The organism is Sulfitobacter dubius (assembly GCF_027214245.1).
Taxonomy (GTDB): Bacteria; Pseudomonadota; Alphaproteobacteria; order Rhodobacterales; family Rhodobacteraceae; genus Sulfitobacter; species Sulfitobacter dubius_A.
Genome location: NZ_JAPWHM010000059.1, coordinates 1 through 239, shown reverse-complemented (window position 1 = coordinate 239; position 239 = coordinate 1). Strand labels below are relative to the sequence as shown.

The window sequence follows — 239 nt, the reverse complement described above, 5'->3', positions numbered from 1 at the left end:
GAACAAAACGCTTGTTGGTAGGGGCGTTAGTTAGTCATATTCTCGATTTGATTGAGCGACCAGTTGAAACACCGTCTAAAAGCCATGCATTGTTTGAAGCGGTGAGGGATCATCTTGAGCAGCATTATCACGAGCCTTTAACACGCGAATCAGTTGCTCAGCATTTTTATGTGTCACCGAACTATTTGTCTCAGTTGTTTCAGAAAGAGGGGCAACTTAAATTCAACGAATATTTAAAC

At 41.4% G+C, this 239-nt stretch carries 1 protein-coding gene; it reads left to right on the top strand.

The genetic code is table 11. The features are described from left to right. On the top strand, positions 1 to 239 hold a 239-nt coding region (locus tag O4H31_RS19605; protein WP_269348189.1), incomplete at both ends, for an AraC family transcriptional regulator.